We start from the raw sequence: 17,986 nt of genomic DNA on the forward strand, positions 1-17,986 counted from the left end.
TCTACTGATGCGTTTGATCCTCTTGGGTGCACCGGGAGCCGGCAAGGGCACCCAGGCTCAATTCATCTGCGAGCGTTATGACATTCCGCAGATTTCCACTGGCGACATGCTGCGCGCAGCGGTCAAGGAAGGCAGTGAGCTGGGGCTCAAGGTGAAGGAAATCCTGAATACCGGTGGTCTGGTGTCCGATGACATCATCATCGCGCTGGTGAAGGAGCGCATCGCTCAGCCTGACTGTGCCAATGGCTTCCTGTTCGACGGCTTCCCCCGCACCATTCCCCAGGCTGACGCCATGAAGGACGGTGGTGTGAAGATTGACCACGTGCTGGAAATTGCCGTGGCCGATGAAGAGATCGTCAATCGCCTGGCCGGACGTCGTGTCCACCCGGCATCCGGTCGCGTCTATCACGTCGTCTACAATCCGCCGAAGGAAGAAGGCAAGGATGACGTCACCGGCGAGGCGCTGATCCAGCGTGAAGACGACAGCGAGAGCACTGTGCGCAATCGCCTGTCCGTGTATCACGAACAGACCGAGCCGCTGGTGGGTTACTACCAGGAGTGGGCAGCCGAGGCGCCTGAGGCTGCACCTCGCTATCACCGTGTCGCAGGTGTCGGCAGCGTGGACGACATCACTCGTCAGGTGCTCGAGGCCCTGGAGGGCTAGTCAGGCTTCCCGCCCGTGCATCGCTGACCACGGCCCGCCATTGGCGGGCCGTGGTCGTTTATCGGGCATAGCCTGTCAAATCAGCCCGTCGAGTGAGCCCGCCAAATGTCCTACGAGCTCGGGTGCCGGCTCCCCCCATTTTCCGGTCACATGCTTTATAATGCGCCGGTTTTTCCCTTGCAGGATGAGTCCAACATGACCCTGATTGTGGCCCTCGACGCTTCTTCCAGCGCCTGTTCTGCGGCCTTGCTGCGCCGTATCGACGGCCAGCCGGATGAAGTGCTGGCACGTTTTGCGCAGACCCCGCGAGAGCACACTCGGCGTTTGATGCCGATGGTGGATGAGGTATTGGCAGAGGCTGGCGTCACGGCCAATGCGTTGGATGCCGTGGCGTACGGTCGTGGGCCAGGCTCGTTCACTGGACTGCGAATCGCGGCGGGAGTGGCTCAGGGGCTTGCCTATGGTCTGGGACGACCGCTGATCGGCGTGTCGACGCTGCAAGCGCTGGCTCTGAGCGGTTATCGCAGCCATCGTTATCGTTACATGGTGACGGCTCTGGACGCTCGTATGGGTGAAGTCTATGCCGCTGCCTGGCGTATCGATGATGGCCTCCCGGTAGCGTTGGTGGACGAAGCGGTGGTGCCACCGGAGCGGCTGCTACTGCCTCGAGAGCATGAGGATCATGACTGGGTCGGGCTTGGGTCTGGCTGGGCCCTGTGGGATCAGATGCCGGCAGAGCTCCAGGCCAACCTGAATCTGACAGTGGTGGACATCGATCCGGCTGCCGAAGACATGGCGCGACTTGCCGTGGAGGTGTTCGACGCTGGCGGCGGTCAGCGGCCCCATGACGCTCAGCCTGTCTATCTTCGAGACCAGGTGGCCTGGAAGAAGACGGAAAGGAAGCGTGCTCAGTGAGCGTACGCTTGGCCCCAGGGCTCGCCTTGCCCTTCACGCTGGAGCATTGCCCCGAAGCCGGGCTTTTGCTTGAGCGAGATGAGCAGGGACGGCTAGTGCTGGCAGGAGATGAGGCGCTCTACGGCAAGCCGCTGTGGGTCGACTTTATCGGTGGTCGTGATGGTCATCGCCGACGCTTCGGTGGAGGACGCGGTCAGCTGGTGGCCAGAGCCTGTGGCCTGGCAAAGGGCATTACGCCCCAGGTGGTCGATGCCACCGCTGGGCTTGGGCGTGACGCCTTCGTCCTGGCGAGCCTGGGTGCCGATGTGCTGCTGATCGAGCGGGTGGCCGCCATTGCCGCGCTGCTCGACGATGGCCTGCAACGTGCACGTGGCTGCGAGGAAACCCGTGACGCGGCGCAGCGCATGACCCTATGTCACGGCGACAGCAGCCGTGATCTCGCCGAGCTGGTGGCGGACCATCACAAGGCACCCGAAGTGATCCATCTCGATCCCATGTTTCCTCATCGGGACAAGTCAGCGCTGGTCAAGAAGGAGATGCGGGTTTTCCGGGAGTTGGCCGGTGATGATGCTGACGCGCCGCGCTTGCTGGAGGCGGCGCTTGATGTGGCGACTCACCGGGTGGTGGTCAAGCGCCCGCGCAAGGCTCCGCCGATCGATGGGCCCGAGCCAAGGCACCGGCTGGAAGAGAAAACCAGCCGCTACGATATCTACGTGCATCGCTCGCTCAAGGCTCAGGGTTGAGCGCGGACTGGCGGTCGCGCACGTCACTGTTTTCGCGGTAGCGGGTGATCAGCGCCAGGCGTCTGCGCAGTGATGCATCGAGCAAGCGAGAGGCACGCTGGGCGGCTTGTCTGAGACACTCATCGAAGTGGACCTGCTGCTGCTCAAGCCAGATCCAGCCTTCCTGCCCCAGGGTGTCGATCAAGGTCTCGAACAGTTTGGGATCAAAGAATTCCGGTGCCTCGCGGCCGCTGAGCAGGCCTAGCCGTTCGGCCAGGTCGCGGGAGCGCTCGGTCAATTCCTGCCGGGTCAGGGTGCCGCTGCCCGCGTGCAGCAGAACTTCGATCAGCAGCGCGTTGCGTTCTAGCGACGGTTGAATCATGCGCCCGACCAGCTGCAGCCGCTCCCGCGCCGCCAGGCTGTCCTTCGGGGTGAAGCTCGCGCCGTAGCGTTCCAGCAGGTCGAGATCACACAGGCTGGTCAGGATGGCATCGATACGCTCTCCAAGATCGGCATCATCGCTGATGCAGAATTCATGTGCCAAGGGTGGCCATAGAGGACGCAGCAGGTCGTGCAGCTCTGCTGGGCTGCGCTGAGTTCGGCTACGGAAGGCAAAGGCCACCAGGGCCGGCAGAGCAAACAGGTGCAGCACATTGTTGCGATACCAGGCCAGTTGCGCGGCCTGGGCGGGGGAGGCACTGACGATATCACCCAGGCGGTGATGGTGGCGTTCGACCAGCTCCAGCGCGACGGCTTTGGTCACACAGTCCTCTGGCGATTCGGCCGGTAAGCTGGGCGTCTGCGCGCAGGCCGGACTGCGGGCAAGCCGGCTCAGCAGCGCCAACTGGTCACACAGCGTCGCGTGTTCCAATGCGCGATAAGGTGACGCCAGCAGGGCAAGGCCGGTCAGGTTGGCAGCATTCAGCGCGGCGACCTCATTGATACGCTGCGTCAGCAGGTGGCCAAGACCCGTGACCGTGGGTTTCAACCAGGGGTGATCATCGGCCCCGCTAGTGCGCCACTCCGGGGCGGACCGATCAAGGAAGTCGGCGATGGGCAGCGGTTCCCCGATATTGACGGCGACCCGGCCGTAGGGCTCTCGCAGCCGGCCGATCACCCGCAACAGACCCAGCGGCGATTCCTTGCGCTTCTTGCCGCCGCTCAGTTCGCGCTGATAGCTCGAGTTCTCGAGAATGCGCTCATAGCCAATGTAGACAGGCACGAACACCATCGGGCGGTCGTCGCCGCGTTGACAGCGCATGAATGAGGTCAGGGTCATGGCCAGCATGCCGGGACGCGGAGACAGCATGCGGCCACTTCGCGAACGCCCGCCTTCGATGAAGTACTCCATCGGGTAGCCACCGGCCAGCAAGCGATGCAGGTACTCGTTGAAGACGGCGCCATAGAGCCGGTTGTCGCGGAAGCTGCGGCGCAGGAAGAAGGCCCCGCCGCGCCTCAACAGGGGGCCGACGATCGGCATGTTGAGGTTCTTGCCCGCCGCGATGTGCGGCGGCATCAGCCCCTCTCGGTAAAGCACGTAGGACAGCAGCAGGTAGTCGATATGACTGCGGTGGCAGGGCACGTAGATCAGGGTGTGATCGCCTGCCAGGGACTTGACCTTGTCCAGGCCGGTCACATCGACGCCATCGTACAGGCGGTTCCACAACCGCCGCAGGGCACCGGCAAGGAAGCGCAGCACCGGATAGGTCATGTTTGCCGCAATCTCATGTCCGTAACGGCGTGCACGTCGCTTTAGCCGCGAGGGCGACATCCCCTGGTCGACCTGCTGTCCGATGGCGTGGCGTACCGCATCGCTGGCCACGACGCCCTGGATCATGGTGCTGCGGTGAGACAGATCCGGGCCCAGCACCCGTGTGCGCACGCGGCGAAAATGCACGCGAAGCAGGCGAGCGGCCTTGCGGTTGGTGAGCGATGGGTCTCCATTGTGCAGCTCCTCGAGGTGCAGAGGCGCGCCGAACTGCAGCTCCACATCGCGGCCGTTGATCAACACCGTCAAGGCCCGTCGAACTCGCCCGGTTAGTTGCCAGCTATCTGCTGCCAGCAGGTGCCAGAAGCCGAAATTCTTGCCCGGGGCGCGACCCCAGAACACGCTGACCGGTACTAGCTGGACCTGGATACCGTTGGCGACAAGCTGGGTAAATGGAGCAACGCTGGTCGCGCGGCCGCGCCACAGGCGCGAGCCACGAGCCGGAAGCGCCACGCAGCGTGGCAGTGAAAGCTCCGCCAACTTGCCGTGGGCGGGAGGCAGTCCATGCTCCCGACAGTAGGCATCCAGCAGCAGCACATCGCTGAGTGCTGGCCTTGGCAGCACATACAACGTCGGCAGGTCGGGATTGAGCTGCAGCGGAGCCGGCTCGGCCAGGCGGACCTCTGTCCATAGTTTGATCAGTCGTCGCAGCGGCGCGTGAAACATAGCCATCCCGTTGTCCATGCCGCGAGCAGTCCGGGCTCGGCGGTCATCCATGTGTGCCGTCAGTATAACGATCGGACACGCAAACTTGGGATTAATTGCGAAGAAGGCTGGCGTCAGGCCACCTTCTCTCGCGACTTTTCTGTGCCCTTTGATTAGGGTATTCAGGAGTCACGATGGTGGCGGGTGTGACGCTGCCGTGGCCAGGCAACGACCCGCATGCAATGGCATGGAGGCCAGGCGAGATGAGTACCCAATGGCGTGAGCACAACGCGGTGGAACTGCTGCCAGAGGCAGATCGATTTCTGCCGGCCTTGTTCGAGGCGGTGGCTCAGGCACAGGAATCTGTGCTGGTAGAGCTGTATCTGATGGAATCGGGCGAGCTGGCCAACCGAGTCATCGAGGCGTTGGCCGATGCGGCCGCCAGGGGGGTGGCGGTCTATCTGCTGCTGGATGGATTTGGCGCGATGGGGCTGTCACGCGCTGATCGACAGCGGCTGACGGCAGGCGGAGTCTGGTTGCGTGACTTCAACCCGCTGGGCTGGCATTCGCTGGCCCGCAACGTCAGCCGCGATCACCGCAAGCTGGTGGTGGTCGACCAGCGGCTTGCCTTCACCGGCGGATTTGGTGCGGTGGATGACTTCCTGTCGGCCTGGTTCGAGGTGGCAGTGCGGGTGCGGGGGCCGGTCGTCAACGACTGGGTCGCGCTGTTTGCCCAGGTGTGGAATTCACCGCTGGCCAGAGGCGCCGACCAGGCGCCGGCGCTACCTCGCGTACGCGCTGCAGCCGCCACCGCTGACGCGGCGGATGGCAAGATGCGGGCCAGGGTCATGTGGGGGCGTGGCTATCGCTTTCAGGCGATCCGTCATTCATTGCAGCAGCGTATCGATACCAGTCAGGGTCGGTTGTGGCTATGTACGCCCTACTTCGTGCCGACATTGGGTACGCGACTGAGGCTGCAGCGAGCGGCACGCAAAGGGGTGGATGTGCGCCTGTTGCTGCCAGGGCAGGACCATGATCATCCCGGTATTCGATATGCCGGACAGCGCTTCTACTCGCGCCTGCTGCGCGCCGGCGTGCGCATCTACGAATTTCAGCCGAGCTTTATCCATGCCAAATTCGTCATGGTGGACGACTGGGTCAGTCTAGGGTCGTGCAACTTTGATCACTGGAGCCTGCAATGGAACCTGGAGGCCAACCAGGAAGTGGAAGATGCTGGCTTGGCGCAGGAGGTGGCGACGCTGTTCCAGCGCAATTTTGCCGTCAGCAAGGAAATCTCGCATGAGCATTGGAGCCGCCGCTCACTGTGGGCAAAGTTGAGAACCTGGCTGTATGGCACTCTCGATGGCTGGATGACGCGCTTGCGCTGATGGACGGTGGATACCGCCTCGTCCAGCGCGGGCTCGACGACGCCAGGCCTCGCCGAACCCGATGACAGTGCCGGTCGCAGCGCCGGTGGCAGCGCTAGTGGCAGTAAGGCTCAGCGCTTGCCCTTGCCTTTGGCGCCGCCCTTGCCGCCTGCTCCCTTCTTGGCGGAAGGTGGCGCGCCCTTGCCCCGTGCGGGGGACTTGCCTCTTGGCTTGGGCTTGGGGGTATCCGGCGGCACCCGGAAGTGCAGATACAGATCCAGCACCAGTTCAGGCAATTGGTTGACCAGCTCCTCCAGACGTTTCGCATCGCCGGCCAGGTCCGCCATGTCGGGTTCATCGGCAAACAGCCCCGATAGTGCCATGAAGGGCAGCAGCAAGGTGGCGACGCTTTCTTCGTCGCCCTCGAACCAGGGGGCCTCGTCCAGGAAGACGCCCTCCATGAAACCGGCACACCAGTCCCCGATGGGAGTCTCTTCCGCTGCCATGCCATCCAGCGTCAGCTCGAAGGGCAGCTCTGGCAGCCCCCCACTTTCCAGCACATTGATGGCGTTGGACCTGAGCTGCTCGAACAGCCCCAGGATGATCTCACGCTCCTGCTCTGACTCGAACTCCGGTGAGCCGTGGAACAGCTCGGCCACCCAAGTGGCAGCATCGGTTTCCCGTGGCGCCACTGCCAGGGCGACCAGAAAGCCGTGCGCGCCAATCAGGTCTAGCGCATCAGCGCCGGCCCTTTCCTCGAGAAAGTCATCGAGCAGGTCCAGGGCATCATCTTCGAGCAGCGGTTGCGGGAGCGGCGTTTCGGCGTCGGACATGGAGCGCTCACTTGGTCGGGGGTGGAATGGGGGCGGTCTTTACCGCCCTGGTTCGAGGCGGCATTCTAGCATTCCTTGAGGGAGACTGATGATTAAATGAGTGAGACGCGACGCAGACCGCATGCTGCTTTGGCAGGCACCGCCCCGGTACTTCCCGCGGTGGACGGAGAGTGGCTGGAAGCGCTCGGGGCCAAGGCCCTGCATGCGGCGGTGAATGCCAGAGTGAAAGCGGCGGTGGCCCTGTGTCGCGACGTTCACCCGCATCTGCCGGAACCCGCTGTGTGGTGTGATCTGCGGGGGAAGGGCGCTGGTCAGGCGCATTTCGGCCGAGGAGGGCTGCGCTTCAATCCCAGGCTGCTGGAGGAGAACCGCCAGGCCTTCTTTGATGAGGTGATTCCCCATGAGGTAGCCCACTGGTTGGTCTGGCACCTTGAGGATGGTCCTTCCTTTCGTCCGCACGGGCGGGAGTGGCAGACCGTCATGGTGCGCCTGTTTGGCCTGTCACCCAGGGTGACACATCGCTTTGACACCAGCCGGTCCAGTCCTGCACCGTTTCGCTATCGCTGCCACTGTCGTGACCACCATTTTTCTGCTCGCCGCCACGCCAATGCGAAGGCCGGTCAAGAGTATCGCTGTCGCCACTGTCGTGGGCGGCTTTGCTACATCGATCGGGTCGACTGAAAAAATGGCATAACTCTTTGTTTGTAAAAACAAAAATAGTCATACCAATGTCTAAGGGGAAAGCCTGGGCTGGCAACGTTATGCTGGCTAGCAGGTTATTCGCGCCGGACACGCCTCTGTTGGCGGCTGGCTCTCCACTTCAATGGGTATCCAAGGACAGAGCACCATGAGCGATCACAAGCACGTCTATCCGGTCTCCGATACGTTCGCCAAGACCGCCTGGGCCGACAAGGCCACCTATGACAAGCTCTATCGGCAGTCGGTGGAAGACCCTGAAGCTTTCTGGAAAGAGCAGGCCGCTCGCCTCGACTGGATCAAGGCCCCCAACACCATCAAGTCGGTCTCCTACGCCAGTGACAATGTGGATATCCGCTGGTTCGAGGACGGCACCCTGAATGTCGCCGCCAACTGCCTGGACCGTCACCTCGAGACCCGTGGCGACAAGCCGGCCATCATCTGGGAAGGTGACGATCCCGGCGAGTCGTCGATCATCACCTACCGCGAGCTGTACGAGCGTACCTGTCAGTTGGCCAACGGATTGAAATCGCTTGGCGTTGGCAAGGGCGACACGGTGACGCTCTACATGCCGATGATTCCCGAGGCCGCCATGGCCATGCTGGCCTGTGCGCGTATCGGCGCGGTGCACTCGGTCGTGTTCGGCGGTTTCTCCCCTGACGCGCTGGCACAGCGGGTCAAGGACGCTGCTTCTCGCATCATCATCACGGCGGACGAGTCGGTTCGTGGCGGCAAGCACGTGCCGCTGAAGGACAACGTGGATGCGGCGCTGACTCGCGATGGCACCGATGTGGCGGAGAAGGTGCTGGTGGTCAAGCGCACCGGTGGGGATATCGAGTGGCACCAGGATCGTGATGTCTGGTACCACGACCTGGTGGCAGGACAGGACACTGACTGCCCCGCGGAAGAGATGGGCGCTGAAGACCCGCTGTTCATTCTGTATACCTCTGGTTCTACCGGTACCCCCAAGGGGCTCAAGCACACCACCGGTGGCTACCTGACCTACGCCAGCCTGACCCATCAGTACGTGTTCGACTACCACGAGGACGAGGTCTACTGGTGCACCGCGGACGTGGGCTGGGTCACCGGACACAGTTATATCGTCTACGGGCCCCTGGCCAATGGCGCCGTTACCCTGATGTTTGAAGGGGTGCCCAGCTACCCCACTCACGGCCGCATGGGCGAGATCGTCGACAAGCACAAGGTCAACATTCTCTATACCGCCCCGACGGCAGTGCGCGCCCTGATGGCCCATGGTGACCATGTCATGGATTCCAGCTCGCGCAGCAGCCTGCGTCTGCTGGGGTCTGTCGGGGAGCCGATCAATCCGGAAGCCTGGGAGTGGTTCCACCGAGTCATCGGCAACGGCCAGTGCCCAATCGTGGACACCTGGTGGCAGACCGAGACCGGCGGCATCATGATTACCCCGCTCCCCGGTGCCATTGCGCAGAAGCCGGGTTCGGCGACGTTGCCTTTCTTCGGGGTGCAGCCCGCACTGGTGGACAACGAAGGCAAGCGACTTGACGGCGCGACCGAGGGCAACCTGGTCATCCTCGATTCCTGGCCGGGGCAGGCACGTTCCATCTGGAACAACCATGAGCGCTTCGTGCAGACCTATTTCTCGACCTATGAAGGAACCTACTTCACCGGCGATGGTTGTCGTCGCGACGAGGACGGCTATTACTGGATTACCGGCCGGGTAGATGATGTGCTAAATGTCTCGGGCCACCGCATGGGGACGGCCGAGATCGAGTCATCGCTGGTGGCTCACTCCGCCGTCGCGGAGGCCGCGGTGGTGGGCTTCCCGCACGATATCAAGGGGCAGGGCATCTATATTTACGTGACCCTTAACGATGAGGCGGAGCCCAGCGATGAACTGCGCAAGGAATTGACCCAGTGGGTGCGCAAGGACATCGGCCCCATCGCATCGCCTGACCATATCCAGTGGGCGCCGGGGCTTCCCAAGACGCGCTCTGGCAAGATCATGCGGCGTATCTTGCGCAAGATCGCGGCCAACGAATGCGATGGACTGGGTGATACCAGCACGCTGGCCGATCCCACGGTGGTGGAAGACCTGATCGAGCACCGCGCCATCAAGTAACAGCGGGTTGGCAGACGCTCGACATGGCATGAATCATGCCGAAACGCCGGTGGCGGCGATGCCCGCCACCGGCGTCTTTTCGTCTGGAGTGCACCGAATGGTGCGGACTTGATGGGCATCTTGTGGCCGACGTTGATGAAGGGAGTGCAAGGGTGCTTGGGAAAGCCGGTGGCCATGGGGTAACATGCTGGTCAAACAAGCGTCTTGCGTTGTGGCGTCAGGGCCTGACACGCCGCAGCGGAATCCGGAGGAGAATCCATGGCCTTTGCCCAGAAATTCATCGTTGCCGATGATCATCCGCTGTTCCGTGCTGCCTTGACGCAGGCGCTGCGCCAATTGGCACCTCAGGCCGAGATCATTGAAGCGGATACCATGGAAGCCACTTCCGACGTGGTGATCCGGCATCCTGATGCCGATCTGATTCTGCTCGACCTGCACATGCCTGGCGCTCACGGCTTCTCTGGGCTGATCCAGTTGCGTGGACAGACCCCGGACGTGCCGGTGGCGGTAGTGTCCGGCAGTGATGAGCTGCACGTGGTTCGTCGAGCCATCGACTACGGTGCGTCCGGCTTCATTCCCAAGTCTTCTTCGCTGGCGTTGATTGCTGAAGCCGTGGGGGAGATTCTCGATGGTGAGGTGTGGCTACCGGAAGACATGGCGGACGCCCTCGGTGAAGCCGATGAAGAAGAAGCCCGTTTCGCTGAGGCGATCGCCTCGCTGACACCCCAGCAGTTCCGCGTGCTGAACATGCTGACGGAAGGGCTTCTCAACAAGCAGATTGCCTACGAGTTGAATGTGTCTGAGGCCACCATCAAAGCCCACGTCACGGCGATTCTGCGCAAGCTTGGGGTGCATTCACGCACCCAGGCGGTGATCGCCGCGCAGAAGCTTGAGGTCGAGCCGCCCAAGGTCGAGTCCTGAACGGACCTGGTCCAGCGCTGCAGAGCAACACAGCAACACCCCGCCATCCGGCGGGGTGTTGTGTTTTGGGGCGCCCGGCTAGGGGTGCCCGGCGAGGGGCGCCCGGCTAGGGGTGCCCGGCGAGGGGCGCCCGGCTAGGGGTGCCCGGCGAGGGGCTCCCGACGAGGAGTGCTTAGCGAGGGGGCCCGGCAGGGGGCATCAGGGCGAGGCCTGATCGCTGCCGGGGTCGTCGTCCGGCATGACCAGCTGCGCCTGCCTTCCCATCAGGAAGTCCTGGTTGAGCGCGAGAGCCTCCCGCAGGTAGTCCCACAGCAAGCGGATGCGCGTCAGCTGCCGCTGTTCCTGCCGCGCGGTGACCCAGAACTGCCTGTCGATTGATACGTCGTGGTCGAGCACTGTCCTCAGCTCGGCACGCCCGGCAGCCATGAAACATGGCAGCACGCCAAGACCGGCACCGCTTTCGGTTGCCATCATTTGTGTCGTGACACTGGTGCTGCGTAGTGAAAAGTGGGCCTTGGTGTCCTCGCGGCGATGTGCCAGCAGAGGGTCCAGATAATTGAGCTGCTCGCTGAACAGCAAGTCATCCACGTAGCCGATCAGCGGGTGCTGGCTGAGTTCCGAGCGGTGCAGGGGGGCACCGTGCTGTCGCAGGTAGCGATCCGCGGCGTAAAGCTTCAAGCGGTAATCGCACAGCCGGGATGTGACCAGGCCCTGATTGGCCGGCCGTTCGATGGTAATCGCCAGGTCGGCCTCATGACGGCTCAAGTTGACGACTCTAGGGAGTGCCAGCAGGTCTAGAGTGAGGCCTGGATGTCGGCGACAGAAAGCGCTGAGCAGGGGCGCTATCACCCAGGTGCCAAAGCCCTCGGTGACACCCAGTCGAATCTGTCCTTCCAGCCTCAGGTTGTGGTCGACCAGACCGTCAGTGGCGTCGTCTGCATGGCGTGCCATGAGCTCTGCGTGCACCTTCAATCGCTCGCCGGCTGGCGTAAGACGATAGCCATGAGTACTGCGTTCAAACAGCTGAGTGTTGAGGCGCTGTTCAAACCGGCGTGTTCGACGAGATAGGGTGGAATGATCGACCCCCAGGCGCCGCGCGGCATCGGCCAGGCGAGGGTGTCTGGCCACTTCAAGAAAGACCTGCAGATCCTGCCAGTCGAGCACGTTTGCCTCCGGTTGTCCGCCGACATCGCTTTTGCAAAATTGCACAAGCAATGTGCCTCGCTGAACATTGTTTGGCTATCCGACCTGTGGCTAGACTGACCCTCTTTGCTTGCGTGTGTAGCCTCACGCTGGGCGTTGGTGGATCGCCCTGCACCACGCGAGCCGCTGGTGTTGACAGCGACACGATACGGCAACAACGCGATACGACAACGACAAGAGTAGGAGCACGCCATGACAGTCCGCGATATTCCGATGATCATCGATGGCCAGGCCGTCCCCTCGCAGTCCAGTGAATGGCGCGACGTGACCAACCCGGCCACCCAGGAGGTGGTAGCCAGGGTCCCCTTCTGTACCCTCGAAGAGGTCGACAAGGCGGTCGCCAACGCCCACCAGGCCTTCTCCAGCTGGCGCAAGGTGCCGCTCGGCAAGCGCATGAGGATCATGCTGAAGCTGCAAGCTCTGATCCGTGAACACACCCCTGAGCTTGCGGCCTTGATCAGCGAGGAGCATGGCAAGACGTTGCCTGATGCAGAAGGAGAGGTGGGGCGTGGGCTCGAGGTGGTGGAGCATGCCTGCTCGATTACCTCGTTGCAGCTCGGCGAAGTGGCGGAAAATGCGGCCAGTGAGGTGGATGTCTATACCCTCAACCAGCCCCTTGGCGTGGGCGCCGGGATCACCGCTTTCAACTTCCCCATCATGTTGCCATGCTTCATGTTTCCGCTGGCGATCGCCACGGGCAATACCTTCGTCCTCAAGCCCTCCGAGCAGGATCCCAGCTCGACCATGCGGCTGGTCGAACTGGCCCTTGAAGCCGGTGTCCCGCCTGGCGTGCTGAATGTCGTGCACGGTGGCCCAGATGTGGCCAACCGTCTGTGCGAGCACCCGGATATCAAGGCCATGTCCTTTATCGGCTCGACCCATGTCGGTACCCAGCTCTACCGCCGGGCCAGCGAGTCCGGCAAGCGTGCCCAGGCCATGATGGGAGCCAAGAATCACTGTGTGGTCATGCCCGATGCCAATCGCAGCCAGGCTATCAACAATCTGCTGGGTTCCGCCTTTGGCGCTGCTGGTCAGCGCTGCATGGCGAACTCCGTCGTGGTGCTGGTCGGCCAGGCGCGGGAATGGCTGGACGATATCGTGGAAGGTGCACGCAACATGAGAGTGGGGCCAGGCACCGACCGTCAGGCGGATCTCGGCCCACTGGTGTCTCCGGCGGCCAAGGACCGGGTTGAACGCCTGATCGTCCAGGGTGAGCAGGAGGGCGCCAGGCTGCTGGTCGATGGGCGTGGCTGTCAGGTGGAAGGTTATCCCCAGGGCAACTTTGTGGGGCCTACACTGTTTGCGGGTGTTACCGCCGAGATGGACATCTACCGGGAAGAGATTTTCGGCCCAGTGCTGTGCGTGGTGGAAGTGGACACGCTGGATGAGGCAATCGCCTTCATCAATGCCAATCCTAACGGTAACGGCACCTCGATCTTTACCAACTCGGGATGGGTGGCGCGGCGCTTCGAGACGGATATCGATGTGGGGCAGGTAGGCATCAATGTGCCGATCCCGGTACCGGTCGCCTATTTCAGCTTCACCGGCTCACGGGCATCCAAGCTGGGCGACCTGGGCCCCAACGGCAAGCAGGCGATCAGTTTCTGGACCCAGACCAAGACGGTGACTGCGCGCTGGTTTGAGCCTGAAAATGTCTCCTCTGGCATTAACAGCACGATCTCGCTGAGCTGAGCTGAGCTGAGCTGAGCTGAGCTGTGAACTGAACTGAACTGAACTGAACTGAACTGAAGGACGCCAGAACCCGCGACAATGCCCCGGCAACGGGGCATTGTCGTAGGTAGACAGGTGGGGCGTGTTCGATCAAAGGACAAGAGTGAGAGCGCTTGCTTTACGTTAACGTAAAGTCAGTGTTCCGAGAGCCACCTCACTCAATGCTGGAGTCCGCCCATGTCGTCTCGCTCGTCATCCGTTTCTCCTCCTCTCTCGTCTTCGTTATCTTCTTCCCTGTCATCGTCGGCACCGTCGTCCGATGATCCCTCCCTGAGTCGCTTTCCCATTCCAGCGTCTCTTGACGAGTTGCCCGACGATATTCGTGACAGCATTCTTGCCGTTCAACACAAGGCGGGTTTTATCCCCAATGTGTTCTTGATGTTGGCCCATCGGCCCGCTGAGTTTCGCGCCTTCTTTGCCTACCACGATGCTCTGATGGAGCGGGAGTCAGATACCCTGACCAAGGCCGAAAAGGAGATGATCGTGGTCGCCACCAGCGCGCGTAACCGCTGCCTGTACTGTGTGGTGGCCCATGGCGCCTTGGTGAGGCTCTACAGCAAGGATCCATTGTTGGCGGATCGCGTGGCGATCAATCACCATAGCGCGGACCTAAGCGAGCGGCATCGTGTGATGCTGGACGCCGCGATTCACTGCGGCATCGACGTAGGTGAGTTGACCGAGGAGTGGATGACGCGACTCGAGGCAGTGGGCTTTACCCAAGACGACATTTGGGACATTGGCGCCATCTGTGCCTTCTTTGGCCTGTCTAATCGATTGGTCACCTTGACCGGCACGCCACCGAATCCAGAGTTCTACCTGATGGGGCGGGTGCCCCGCGAGTCCAACCCTTAGGTTCGCAAGGCAAGCGAGCTCGAGGAAACACGGCATGCCTGCCTGCGCGGACGAGTCGCTGCGTCGCGGGCGCCTGGTGTCGCTTGGCTGGTGACCTCAGCTCAGCAGGGAGAGCAGCGGCTTTTCGGCCAGCTCGATCAGCCATCGTGCAAGCAGCTGGCGCTGGGAGCCATGTGCAACCAGGCCCACGGTATCGTCGCTGCCGTCCTTGGCATCGGCGTGTGGCAGGCTGATGGCAAAATCACCCTCCTGCAGGTGGAACTCGTGGATTTCCCGCAAGCCGGCAGGTGTCTCGCAGCGTATCGAACGATAGCTGTCGTCTTCTCCATAAATCAGACGATGGCACACCTTGTAGCGCGTATAGAGCGAGAGCCCACCCGCAAAAGCAGGCCATCTGGCGGGGGTGTGGCGAATATCATCGGGAAGGCCAACATCGTCTTCCAGGGCCTGGGAAAGAGACTCTTCCAGGGTGGTGGAAAGCAGCGGGCGCCATGGCATCGCGGGGGAGGCCGTGGCCAAGTCCTCGGGCCGACGGATATCGATATCCTGATAGACCAGCGTATGAGGCTGGCAGTCGCCATTCTGCCAGCCATCGAGCAGTCTCAAGGTCAGTCTGCCCTGCTCAAGAGGGCCGAACAGCAGCGTCTGCAATGCCAGTAACAGATGCAGCTGGCGCTCGTTGGCCTGATTGTCGAATGCAGTATAGGGCGAGGTGAACAGGCGATGCAGACGGCAGGGCGCGTGTTCCTTGGCTTCGCTGTATGGCATGGCGACATGTCCTCGAGAGCCGGGCGAATAGTGTCATTTGCTTAGCTTAATAAGTTAATCCTGTTTCTTTAAGCATGGCAACGGCTGTCTTGCTGGACGGTCTTGTTGACTGTCTGAGTTACGGCCTTATCTATGGTTGCGCAGATATCTTCGTGGGGTTCCCGGTGCCAGGAAAACATTGCATCAATATCTGCGCCGACGATTCACCGCGTTGCGCGCTCTCGAGTTCAACAGCGATACCGCATAGGCTCCGAACGCTGTGTTTCGGTTGCCTGGCATCGCGTTGTGCTCGGCTGATGTGTTCAGCGCTTGACTAGGGCGTCAGGCCAGATGATCGATCAGCTGCTCGGTGCCTAGCGTTCATCGTTGTGGGCCGTGGTGGGCTGAGCAGCCTGCTTGTCCGTTACTTGCGCGTCGTCAGTGGGGGAGGGCTTGGCGGCCTTATTGCTGCGGCCTCGCTTTCTGGCTTCCTTGTTGCGATACATCATGGCATCTGCCGCACGCAGCAATTCCTCCTCGCGCAGGTACTCGCGGTCGCCAGTCTCGGCCACCCCCAGGCTAATGGAGAAGTCCGGGTACTTGTCCTGAAAGGCCAGTTCGATCTTGCTGCCAATGGTACCCGCACTCTTGACGTCGCAGTCAGGCAGGATGCAGCAGAACTCGTCGCCGCCAAGGCGACAGCAGATGTCGCTGGACCTCACGGTCTCACGCATGATCTGGCCAAAGGTGATCAGTATCTCGTCACCCTTGTGATGGCCATAGGTATCGTTGATCTGCTTGAAGTCATCGATGTCGCAGTAGATCAGGCTGACCAGCGAGTGCCGCCTTTCTGCCATGCGGATTTCGCGACTCAAGGCCTCGCTCATGCCGCGTTGATTGAACAGTCCCGTCAGCGCGTCCTTCTCGGCGTAGGTGGCAAGCTCCTTCGTCTTTTCCTCGAGATTGCGGGCATAGATTTCCATTCGCCGCTTGGCGCTGTGCACTTCATTGAGCAGGGTGTCGATATAGGTATCGAAGACCAGCGTGATATCGAAGTACATCAACTTGTCGAGGTTATCCTTGGCCGAGGTAAGACTGTGTTGATCGGTCAGGTTCTCGTCGATCACCCGAAACAGGATTTCCTTGAGGGTTCTCATGGCGGCAAGGAACAGCTTGGGCTCCACCCCGATACGCTTGTGTACCAGTCCGATGCGCAGCCGGCTGTTGACGTATTCCGCATCGTAGTAACCGGTGAACAGATCAAGCACGTACTGGCGCTGAGCGGAACGCAGCCGCTGAAGGGTTTCCGAGTCGCCGATCAGCAGGCTGATTTCATCGATTTCGGTCTGGCGCTCGTAGAACTCTTCGACAATGATTTCGATATGTTCATTAATGATGGGCTTTAGCGCAGCCAGATCAGCCAGACCTGCCTCATCAAGATTCAGGAACTCCTTGCGGCGCTGAATCTCTACCTCGCTGATATGCATCTGCTCGAGCAGGGATTTGTCGATCGGCCTCATGGCGACTCTCACCGGATTGATGCGCCGCTCGCGGATTGACAAAAACCCCCGGCGCCGACATTAAGAAGAAGTGTGTCTTCAACATATATCGCGTTACGGCCGGGCTTGCACCGCATTTTGGCGATTGTGCACGCCATTGACACACGAGGATTCCACGCAGTGCGCAAATGAGTACATGTTGGCTGGCGAGAAGGTCGTCAGCACCAGTGTACAAGGGGGGAAGGGCGTGGCGCCGAGAGGCAGGGGGAGAGATTGGAGGGTGACGCGAAATAGCGGGTGTTACGCGCCTGCGCCGTCATGCCAGGATGACGGCGCAGCCGTATGAGTCGACGTCTTTACTGGATCACTGAGCGGAGCAGGTCGGAGACGTTGCCACCTTGCGCGGGAAGGGTTAAAGCGGCGGCATCAGGAGGAGTGGAGGTCAGTTGGGAGACCTGGAACTTGTCACCGAAACGCAGGATACCAAGTCCACGCTGTTCCAGTTGGGCGGCCACTGGATCCGGTTGTCCCGTCATGATGCGCTGATAGCGGTCGACCACCTGCAGTAATTCTCGGACCTCGCCGCGCTGGCTGAGTACCAGTGAGTCCTGGCGACGATCGCCGTCACGATTGATCCAGTCGAGGCGGTATACGTCTCCTTCGATACCCGCAACGCTCTCCGTTGAGCCAGTGGGCTCTAGGGCCAGCACCTGCTGAGCCTGATAGCTGCCCAGTTGCGACATGTCCTGTCCGCCGAGCTGCCCGGCAATCGACTGCAGGTCACGGATACCCAGAACCACCGGCTGTCCGCCGAAGTTGGTCACCGCATACCCTTTGCCATCGCGAAGTAGCAAGTAGCCCTTGGCGGCGTGACGAGGGAAGTCCAGGCGAAGCTGGTCTCCTATCCAACGTGCCGTCACTGCGCTATCGGGATCGCCACTGCCGTCTACCAGGGTGGCCTGGCCGTCGGCCAGCACCATGGGGGACATGCACAGAAGGCAGGCTGCCAGAAGGGAACGGCGCATGGGGATTTCCTCTACATAGGGGTAAAGAAGGGGGAAAGAAGCACAAAGGGTGAAGACGCGTGATGCAGAGATACGTGGAAAGTGAGAGTTCGGCAGTCAGCGAAGGTTCCATGGCATCGCCAGAACGGCCTAGCGGCCACGTCAGTGTAACCCCGAGCGGTGCCCGCGACGACTGGCGAAGGTAAGGGCACAGCGCCCCGTGCTTGGCAACACTGAGCCAGGCGCGATCGGGAAACACGGAAGCTGACGTCATCGCCTGCGGGCGACGTCGTCAGCGTGAGCTATTCAGTGATTCGG

General features: G+C 61.6%; 15 protein-coding genes. 9 read left to right on the forward strand and 6 right to left on the reverse strand.

Annotated elements, in window-relative coordinates; all coding sequences use genetic code 11:
* Nucleotides 1-7 precede the first annotated feature (7 nt).
* The 3 genes from adk to KUV41_RS06545 all read left to right on the forward strand — a co-directional run bounded on the left by adk (nucleotide 8) and on the right by KUV41_RS06545 (nucleotide 2,322).
* Entirely contained in the window at nucleotides 8-664 is a 657-nt protein-coding gene (adk, locus tag KUV41_RS06535; RefSeq protein WP_222161672.1) for an adenylate kinase, read from the forward strand.
* A gap of 195 nt (nucleotides 665-859) precedes the next feature.
* Entirely contained in the window at nucleotides 860-1,579 is a 720-nt protein-coding gene (gene tsaB, locus KUV41_RS06540; RefSeq protein WP_222485069.1) for a tRNA (adenosine(37)-N6)-threonylcarbamoyltransferase complex dimerization subunit type 1 TsaB, read from the forward strand.
* On the forward strand, nucleotides 1,576-2,322 hold the full coding sequence (locus tag KUV41_RS06545; RefSeq protein ID WP_374107033.1) for a class I SAM-dependent methyltransferase: 747 nt from the start codon (nucleotides 1,576-1,578) through the stop codon (nucleotides 2,320-2,322). The genes tsaB and KUV41_RS06545 overlap by 4 nt, the downstream gene beginning before the upstream one ends.
* Here the strand turns inward: KUV41_RS06545 and plsB are convergent.
* The gene (gene plsB / locus KUV41_RS06550; RefSeq protein ID WP_261395933.1) at nucleotides 2,306-4,741 is read right to left on the reverse strand and encodes a glycerol-3-phosphate 1-O-acyltransferase PlsB; all 2,436 of its coding nucleotides are present in this window, start codon (nucleotides 4,739-4,741) and stop codon (nucleotides 2,306-2,308) included. The two genes, KUV41_RS06545 and plsB, sit on opposite strands and share 17 nt — an antisense overlap.
* A 236-nt stretch (nucleotides 4,742-4,977) precedes the next feature.
* Here plsB and KUV41_RS06555 point away from each other — a divergent pair, with 236 nt between their 5' ends.
* Complete coding sequence (locus KUV41_RS06555) at nucleotides 4,978-6,102, forward strand: phospholipase D-like domain-containing protein (RefSeq protein ID WP_222237139.1); 1,125 nt, start codon at nucleotides 4,978-4,980, stop codon at nucleotides 6,100-6,102.
* A gap of 110 nt (nucleotides 6,103-6,212) precedes the next feature.
* Here KUV41_RS06555 and KUV41_RS06560 read toward each other — a convergent pair whose 3' ends face one another.
* The gene (locus KUV41_RS06560) at nucleotides 6,213-6,914 is read right to left on the reverse strand and encodes a YecA family protein (protein WP_222485071.1); all 702 of its coding nucleotides are present in this window, start codon (nucleotides 6,912-6,914) and stop codon (nucleotides 6,213-6,215) included.
* A gap of 96 nt (nucleotides 6,915-7,010) precedes the next feature.
* Here KUV41_RS06560 and KUV41_RS06565 point away from each other — a divergent pair, with 96 nt between their 5' ends.
* From KUV41_RS06565 to KUV41_RS06575, 3 genes are all read left to right on the forward strand, one after another.
* Entirely contained in the window at nucleotides 7,011-7,595 is a 585-nt protein-coding gene (locus KUV41_RS06565; RefSeq protein WP_222485073.1) for a SprT-like domain-containing protein, read from the forward strand.
* A 166-nt stretch (nucleotides 7,596-7,761) separates the two neighbouring features.
* Nucleotides 7,762-9,711 carry an acetate--CoA ligase gene (acs, locus tag KUV41_RS06570; protein ID WP_222237142.1) on the forward strand — a complete coding sequence of 650 codons (1,950 nt, stop codon included), beginning with the start codon at nucleotides 7,762-7,764 and terminating at the stop codon, nucleotides 9,709-9,711.
* A 258-nt stretch (nucleotides 9,712-9,969) separates the two neighbouring features.
* The gene (locus tag KUV41_RS06575) at nucleotides 9,970-10,632 is read left to right on the forward strand and encodes a LuxR C-terminal-related transcriptional regulator (protein WP_206939996.1); all 663 of its coding nucleotides are present in this window, start codon (nucleotides 9,970-9,972) and stop codon (nucleotides 10,630-10,632) included.
* A gap of 198 nt (nucleotides 10,633-10,830) precedes the next feature.
* On the opposite strand, the gene KUV41_RS06580 is transcribed toward KUV41_RS06575, so the two are convergent.
* Nucleotides 10,831-11,796 carry a LysR family transcriptional regulator gene (locus tag KUV41_RS06580; protein ID WP_222483472.1) on the reverse strand — a complete coding sequence of 322 codons (966 nt, stop codon included), beginning with the start codon at nucleotides 11,794-11,796 and terminating at the stop codon, nucleotides 10,831-10,833.
* A 231-nt stretch (nucleotides 11,797-12,027) separates the two neighbouring features.
* Between KUV41_RS06580 and KUV41_RS06585 the strand changes: the two genes are divergently transcribed.
* On the forward strand, nucleotides 12,028-13,527 hold the full coding sequence (locus KUV41_RS06585) for a CoA-acylating methylmalonate-semialdehyde dehydrogenase (RefSeq protein WP_222485075.1): 1,500 nt from the start codon (nucleotides 12,028-12,030) through the stop codon (nucleotides 13,525-13,527).
* 216 nt (nucleotides 13,528-13,743) lie between these two features.
* Nucleotides 13,744-14,418: a peroxidase-related enzyme gene (locus KUV41_RS06590; RefSeq protein WP_222485077.1), complete on the forward strand. Its 675-nt coding sequence runs from the start codon at nucleotides 13,744-13,746 to the stop codon at nucleotides 14,416-14,418.
* Between the two features lie 96 nt (nucleotides 14,419-14,514).
* Here KUV41_RS06590 and KUV41_RS06595 read toward each other — a convergent pair whose 3' ends face one another.
* The 3 genes from KUV41_RS06595 to KUV41_RS06605 all read right to left on the reverse strand — a co-directional run bounded on the left by KUV41_RS06595 (nucleotide 14,515) and on the right by KUV41_RS06605 (nucleotide 17,689).
* The gene (locus tag KUV41_RS06595; RefSeq protein WP_222485079.1) at nucleotides 14,515-15,186 is read right to left on the reverse strand and encodes a hypothetical protein; all 672 of its coding nucleotides are present in this window, start codon (nucleotides 15,184-15,186) and stop codon (nucleotides 14,515-14,517) included.
* 353 nt (nucleotides 15,187-15,539) lie between these two features.
* Entirely contained in the window at nucleotides 15,540-16,685 is a 1,146-nt protein-coding gene (locus KUV41_RS06600; RefSeq protein WP_222161679.1) for a GGDEF domain-containing protein, read from the reverse strand.
* A 335-nt stretch (nucleotides 16,686-17,020) separates the two neighbouring features.
* Nucleotides 17,021-17,689, reverse strand: a complete 669-nt coding sequence (locus KUV41_RS06605) for a hypothetical protein (protein WP_222485081.1) — start codon at nucleotides 17,687-17,689, stop codon at nucleotides 17,021-17,023.
* Nucleotides 17,690-17,986: the final 297 nt, after the last annotated feature.

This window comes from Halomonas sp. DP8Y7-1, from assembly GCF_019801685.1.
Classification (GTDB): domain Bacteria; phylum Pseudomonadota; class Gammaproteobacteria; order Pseudomonadales; family Halomonadaceae; genus Halomonas; species Halomonas litopenaei_A.

Coding starts and splice junctions, on each gene's coding strand:
- tsaB (WP_222485069.1), top strand. CDS start 860: ATGACCCTGATTGTGGCCCTCGACGCTTCTTCCAGCGCCTGTTCTGCG.
- KUV41_RS06575 (WP_206939996.1), top strand. CDS start 9,970: ATGGCCTTTGCCCAGAAATTCATCGTTGCCGATGATCATCCGCTGTTC.
- KUV41_RS06585 (WP_222485075.1), top strand. CDS start 12,028: ATGACAGTCCGCGATATTCCGATGATCATCGATGGCCAGGCCGTCCCC.
- KUV41_RS06605 (WP_222485081.1), bottom strand. CDS start 17,689: ATGCGCCGTTCCCTTCTGGCAGCCTGCCTTCTGTGCATGTCCCCCATG.
- KUV41_RS06565 (WP_222485073.1), top strand. CDS start 7,011: ATGAGTGAGACGCGACGCAGACCGCATGCTGCTTTGGCAGGCACCGCC.
- acs (WP_222237142.1), top strand. CDS start 7,762: ATGAGCGATCACAAGCACGTCTATCCGGTCTCCGATACGTTCGCCAAG.
- adk (WP_222161672.1), top strand. CDS start 8: ATGCGTTTGATCCTCTTGGGTGCACCGGGAGCCGGCAAGGGCACCCAG.
- KUV41_RS06595 (WP_222485079.1), bottom strand. CDS start 15,186: ATGCCATACAGCGAAGCCAAGGAACACGCGCCCTGCCGTCTGCATCGC.
- KUV41_RS06600 (WP_222161679.1), bottom strand. CDS start 16,685: ATGAGGCCGATCGACAAATCCCTGCTCGAGCAGATGCATATCAGCGAG.
- plsB (WP_261395933.1), bottom strand. CDS start 4,741: ATGGCTATGTTTCACGCGCCGCTGCGACGACTGATCAAACTATGGACA.
- KUV41_RS06555 (WP_222237139.1), top strand. CDS start 4,978: ATGAGTACCCAATGGCGTGAGCACAACGCGGTGGAACTGCTGCCAGAG.
- KUV41_RS06590 (WP_222485077.1), top strand. CDS start 13,744: ATGTCGTCTCGCTCGTCATCCGTTTCTCCTCCTCTCTCGTCTTCGTTA.
- KUV41_RS06560 (WP_222485071.1), bottom strand. CDS start 6,914: ATGTCCGACGCCGAAACGCCGCTCCCGCAACCGCTGCTCGAAGATGAT.